This window comes from Aeromonas sp. QDB30, from assembly GCF_027707645.1.
Taxonomy (GTDB): Bacteria; Pseudomonadota; Gammaproteobacteria; order Enterobacterales; family Aeromonadaceae; genus Aeromonas; species Aeromonas caviae.
This window is the reverse complement of record NZ_JAPCIY010000128.1, coordinates 1-6,080: the sequence shown is the minus strand read 5'-3', so window position 1 is coordinate 6,080 and position 6,080 is coordinate 1. Positions and strand designations below refer to the sequence as shown.

Below are 6,080 nucleotides of genomic sequence, written 5' to 3'. Positions count from 1 at the left end.
ATTAAATCAGATCACAAACGAAGCCTTTTTTCTATCTATTTCAATTGGTTGTAGCTAAAGATCCTGTACATGAGTCCTCTCTCTGCTCCAGCAGATGAGCGTCAGCCTGGTCATCGCCTACCTTTTTTCCAAAAGCCCCCTGTTGCGTCCCCTGGCCAACTACTCCGTCAGGCTGCCCCACAAGGTGCTCATCTATGTCATCTTCTCCTGCTTTTGCATCCTGGGAACCTATGTGGGCCTCGACATCGATGACGCCATCGCCAACACCCGGGCGGTCGGTGCCGTACTGGGGGGACTGCTGGGCGGCCCCCTGGTGGGATTCCTGGTGGGGCTGACCGGCGGCCTGCACCGCTATACTCTGGGGGGGTTCACCGATCTCGCCTGCGCCATCTCCACCACCTGCGAGGGGCTGTTGGGGGGGCTGGTGCACTGGCGGCTGATGCGGGCAGGCAGGGTCAATGACCTCTTTGCACCCAGGGTCGCCTTCTTTACCACCTTCGTGGCCGAGATCATGCAGATGGTGATCATCCTGCTGGTCGCCACCCCCTTCGACAAGTCCCTGCTGCTGGTGCGCACCATCGCCACCCCCATGATCCTCGCCAACTCCTGCGGGGCGGCGCTCTTCATCAGCATGATCCGCGACCAGCAGCGGATGTACGAAAAGTTCTCCCGGGTCTTCTCCGCCAAGGCGCTCACCATCGCCAACCGTACCGTCGGCATCATGAGCCAGGGGTTCACTCCGGAGGCCAGCGGCAAGATAGCCCATATCGTTCAGGAAGAGACCGGCGTCGGCGCCGTCGCCATCACGGATACCGACAAAATCCTCGCCTTCATCGGCACCGGGGAAGATCACCACAAGCCGGGCACCCCCATCACCTCGGCGATCACCCTGCAAGCCATCGCCCAGAACAAGGTGCTGTTCGCAGATGGCAACAGCCAGCCCTATCGTTGCAGCATCTCCCCCCAGTGCCAGCTCGGCTCCGTGCTGGTGATCCCCCTGCAGGGTGACGAGGGGGTGATCGGCACCATCAAACTCTATGAGCCCAAGAAGCGGCTCTTCCTCAAGATCAATCACACCCTGGGAGAAGGGATCGCCAACCTGTTGTCCCAGCAGCTGCTGGCAGGCCGCCTGGAGCAGCAGCAGCGCCTGCTGGTGCAATCCGAGCTCAAGCTGGTACAGGCACAGATAAACCCCCACTTCCTGTTCAACACCCTCAACACCATCAGCGCCATTACCCGCCGCGATCCGGGACGGGCACGGGAGCTGCTGCTGCACCTCTCCCGCTTCTTTCGCAACAACCTCAAGCGCCAGAGCGGCCTGACCACGCTGCGTGAGGAGCAGGAGCACTGCCTCTCCTACCTGGAGATAGAGCAGGCCCGCTTTGGCGAGCGGCTCACCGTCATCAACGAGATCCCGCCCCACCTTGCCGAGGTGCAACTGCCGAGCTTCACCCTGCAGCCCCTCATCGAGAATGCCATCAAGCACGGCATCTGCTCCCTGCTGGGAGAGGGGCGACTTCGCCTCTTCGCGAGGGAAACCCCCGAGGCGATCACCCTTTGCGTCGAAGACAACGCCGGGGCCTGGCAGCCATCCGGCCAGGGGGATGGTCTGGGGATGAGCCTGGTGGACAAGCGCCTCAAGAGCGCCTTTGGCGAGCGCTATGGCATTGACGTCCAGTGGGAGCCGGAGCAATGGACCCGGGTCTCCCTGACACTCCCACGACAACCCCGCACCACCGCCAAGGAGATGACATGATCCGCACCCTGATCGTCGATGACGAGCCCTATGCCCGCGAAGAGCTGGCAGAGCTGCTGGCCAGCGATCCCGACATCGAGATCCTGGGCATGGCGGGCAACGCCATCGAGGCGCTCGGCCTCATCCAGCAACTCAAGCCGGATGTGGTGTTTCTCGATATCCAGATGCCCAAGCTCAGCGGCATGGAGCTGGTGGCCATGCTCGATCCCCTGCCCCGCATCGTCTTTGTCACCGCGTTCGACGACTACGCCATCCAGGCCTTCGAGGAGAACGCCTTCGACTACCTGCTCAAGCCGGTGGAGCCGGCGCGCCTCGCCAAGACCCTGGCGCGGCTCAGGCAGGACATCACCCCGCAACCGGTCGGGACCCTGGCCCCGACCATCCACCATATCCCCGGATACCTGCACAACCGGGTGCGGCTGCTCCCAACCTCCCAGGTGGAGTACGCCTTCTCCGATCTCGGCGGCGTCCATGTCGCCTGCCAGGGCGAGCTGTTTCACACCCAGCTCACCCTCAAGTCCCTCGAGGAGAAGACCCCGCTGCTGCGCTGTCACCGCCAGTATCTGGTGGCCCCGGCCGCCATCTTCGAAATCCGTTTGCTGGAGAATCAACTGGCGGAGATCGTGACCCCGAGCGGGGCCCGGGTACCGGTCAGCCGCCGCTACCTCAAGGAGCTAAAAGACGAGCTGGGACTGGAATAAAGCGGGGCGCGATGTGCGCCGGATCACAGCGGGCAACCACTCGGGTCGCCATGTCGCCGCTCACCCCCTTTCACCTGCCGTTAACAGAAGTCCCCACCTACACTGGCTGCGCACACCAAAAAATAACAAAGCAGGAGCGTAGCAATGATCTGGTTCTTCCTCTGTGTCGGCTTGTTGATAGCCGGCTACTTCATATACGGCAAATTCATCGAACGGATATTCGGGCCCAAACCCGAGTTGAAGACCCCCGCCATCACCATGGCGGACGGGGTGGACTATGTCCCCATGTCGGACAAGAAGGTCTACCTGGTTCAACTGCTCAACATCGCCGGCGTCGGCCCCATCTTCGGCCCCATCCTGGGTGCCCTCTATGGTCCGGTCGCCATGCTCTGGATCGTGTTCGGCTGCATCTTCGCCGGTGCGGTCCACGACTATTTCTCCGGCATGCTGTCGGTGCGCGCCAGGGGCTCCTCGGTGCCGACCGTGGTCGGTGAGCACCTGGGCACCGCCGCCAAGCACTTCATGAACCTCTTTGCCGTGGTGCTCCTGATGCTGGTGGGCGTGGTCTTCGTCCTGAGCCCGGCGGGCCTGCTCGCCAACCTCACCTCCACCGATCTGGTCTACTGGATTGCGGCCATCTTCGCCTACTACATCCTCGCGACCATCGTCCCCATCGACAAGATCATCGGTCGCTTCTACCCCATCTTCGGCGCGCTGCTGGTCTTCATGTCGGTCGGCCTCATCATCGGCCTCATCGTCTCCGGCAAGGGCTTCTACAACACCGGGATGGACTTCTCCAACCTGCACCCGACGGACCTGCCGCTCTGGCCGCTGCTGTTCATCACCATCGCCTGTGGTGCGGTCTCCGGTTTCCACGCCACCCAGTCCCCGCTGATGGCGCGCTGCATGCAGAACGAGAGCTCCGGTCGCTTCATCTTCTACGGTGCCATGATAGGGGAAGGGATCATCGCCCTCATCTGGTGCACCCTGGGTCTCTCCTTCTACGACAGCACCGAGGCACTCAACGCCACCCTGGCCAGCGGCGGCCCCTCTGCCGTGGTGCACGAAGTCTCCACCAGCCTGCTCGGTACCGTGGGCGGCATCCTGGCGATCCTCGGCGTGGTGATCCTGCCCATCACCTCCGGTGACACCGCGTTTCGCAGCGCCCGCCTCATCGTGGCGGACTTCCTGAACCTGACCCAGAAGCCCATGGCCAAGCGTCTGCTCATCGCCATCCCCATGTTCATCCTTGGCTTCATCATCTCCAAGGCAGAGTTCGGGGTGATCTGGCGCTACTTCGGCTGGGCCAACCAGACCACCGCCGTCATCATGCTGTGGGCTGCGGCCGCCTACCTCATCAAGGAAGGCAAGCTGCACTGGGTATGCACCATTCCCGCCATCTTCATGACCGCAGTGGTCATCACCTACCTGGCCAACGCCCCCATCGGTTTCGGCCTCGAGATGAATGTTTCCACCATCATCGGTCTGGTGAGCACCGCCCTCATCACCCTCGCCTTCCTGGTAAAATTCAGGCCCTCCCAACTGAGAGAGGCCAAGGAGAGCTGAGGCATCAGCTTCTCTTCATGACAAGAGGCCCGGCATTGCTGCCGGGCCTCTGCTTTTTGTGGTCACTCTCTGGCGGGGGGCTCGGCGGAATCGGGCGCCCGGGCCGGCGCCTGATACCACTGCTCCCTGGCCACCAGCACAGCCTGTTCCGGCTGGGCAATGAAGTTGGGGGACATGATCTGCACCCCGAACTCGTTGAAGACATCCTGAATATGGCCATGGAGCTCCGTCTTGACCACCGCAGGGAGTTCGCTTGCCTTCATCCTCACCTGCAACTCGTACTCCACATACCAATCCTGCAGATGCAACTGCCGCACCAGGGGAGCTTCATCCTGATTGAGCCGGGTGCAGCGCCGCGCGGCCAGCTCCAGCATGGCATGTACCTGACGCCAGGGGGTGTCATAACCGATGGTCACCTTGGTCAACAGGGCCACCCCCTTCTCGCCCGCCAGCCGTGTCAGGTTCACCACCTTGCCCCCCACCACCACTGCATTGGGCAGCGTGACCTCGTGATCCTGGCGCGTCACCAGCTTGGTCGAGAGGGCATTGAGCTCGCTCACCATCCCCTCCACCTCGCCGATCTGCACCAGATCCCCTGGCCGCAGTGCGCGGGAGTAAATGAGCACCAGGCCGCTCATGGCATGGTTCATGATACCGGCCGATCCCAGTGTCACCATCAGACCGAAGAAGACGCTGATCCCCTTGAAGGCATCGGAATCCGCACCCGGCAGATAGGGGTAGGCCACGGTCAGGGCAAACAGCCAGATCACCACTGACAGCAGTCGCCGGGTGGCGCCTATGGTCTCGGCGTGCAAACCCTGCACCCGAAACTGGCCACGCTCGATGCGGTCGAAGAGGATGGCCAGCATCTTGATGAAGAAACGGGTGATGACCACGATAAGCAGCACGGTTACCAGACCGGGCATGGCGGCAATCATGCCCTCCAGCATGTCGCCACACAGGGCAAACAGGGATTCCCCAAGCTGATAGCTCCAGGCCCGGGTCTGGGGGAACAGGCCGAGCACATAGGTCAGCCAGCCATAGGTGAGCATGAAGATGAGCAGCAGCGTGATGAGGCCGAGCAAGCGGACCTCGACATTCCCGGTGACCTGGCGCCAGGAGTGGGGGACCAGCCCCTTCTGCAGCAACAGGCGGTTGGCCAGCCACTTTCTGACTCGCCGATGCCCCCGCTGCAACAGCCAGATGAGGCCGAAGAAGATCAGGCTGACCACCACCGCCAAGCCGACGGCTCTGAGCAAATAGGGGGTCGAGTGCAGCTCGAGATACTTGATGCGCACGCCGTCGAGCCGATGCAGGACACGTTCGGCCGCCTGATCCAGGGTCAGCTCGTCGAATTCATCAAGGTCCCCTTCCAGCAGCACCAGAATGCGCTTGCCATTGACCAGAAACTCCCGGCTCTCCTGGCCGTGTCGACTGCCTTTCGTCACGGCCACAGGCGTCATGAGGTCGCTTGGCTCCATCCGCTGAACTCGCTCATGGGCCAGCCGTACCCTGGCCGCCCCATCCAGGTTGCCATATTTAGCCGTCAGCATGACGATGGGTTCATGAAGCAGGACCAGGGTCTGTGCCAACTCCTGCTCATTGGGCTCCATTCTGGGTTCGGCGGTCCAGCCGAGGCGGGACCACAACAGGCAGATCAGCAACAGGCCAAGCCGCCATCCTTTGCCACTGCACCATTCGTTCATCAGGTTCACCTCTCACCTTGCCCGGGCATCCATTGCTGCTTGATTTTATCTAACCAAATCAATTTTGTGTGTTAAATGAGCAACCGATGAACCATGCCTGTACCGCCACACCAACTCTCCGATTGCAGACTTGCACCGACGGCATATGCTGTCATTATTGCCGAAGCCTCGACTCGACAATCGAAGCATTGTTAGCGACTCAGACGGGAGAAATCGATGGTACTTGACTACATTGCCCTGGGGATCCTGGTGTTTGTCGTCTTGGTCATGTTCTTTGACATCCTCCCCCACCTTAGCGCTTCGCGTCACAGGAGGGGGATTCCCATTACTGGGTGATAGCTGCTCGCGCAG

General features: G+C 61.6%; 4 protein-coding genes. 3 read left to right on the top strand and 1 reads right to left on the bottom strand.

Features of this window, described 5'->3' with window-relative positions:
- Positions 1-94 precede the first annotated feature (94 nt).
- From PG896_RS20365 to PG896_RS20355, 3 genes are all read left to right on the top strand, one after another.
- Positions 95-1,756: a sensor histidine kinase gene (locus PG896_RS20365; RefSeq protein WP_223954287.1), complete on the top strand. Its 1,662-nt coding sequence runs from the start codon at positions 95-97 to the stop codon at positions 1,754-1,756.
- Positions 1,753-2,457 (top strand): two-component system response regulator BtsR, encoded by a 705-nt coding sequence (gene btsR, locus PG896_RS20360; protein WP_010674324.1) that lies wholly within the window; start codon positions 1,753-1,755, stop codon positions 2,455-2,457. Before PG896_RS20365 ends, btsR begins: the two co-directional genes overlap by 4 nt.
- 144 nt (positions 2,458-2,601) lie before the next feature.
- Positions 2,602-4,023: a carbon starvation CstA family protein gene (locus PG896_RS20355; RefSeq protein ID WP_041212837.1), complete on the top strand. Its 1,422-nt coding sequence runs from the start codon at positions 2,602-2,604 to the stop codon at positions 4,021-4,023.
- Positions 4,024-4,085: 62 nt separating this feature from the next.
- On the opposite strand, the gene PG896_RS20350 is transcribed toward PG896_RS20355, so the two are convergent.
- Positions 4,086-5,729 carry a mechanosensitive ion channel family protein gene (locus PG896_RS20350; RefSeq protein ID WP_029314351.1) on the bottom strand — a complete coding sequence of 548 codons (1,644 nt, stop codon included), beginning with the start codon at positions 5,727-5,729 and terminating at the stop codon, positions 4,086-4,088.
- Positions 5,730-6,080 lie beyond the last annotated feature (351 nt).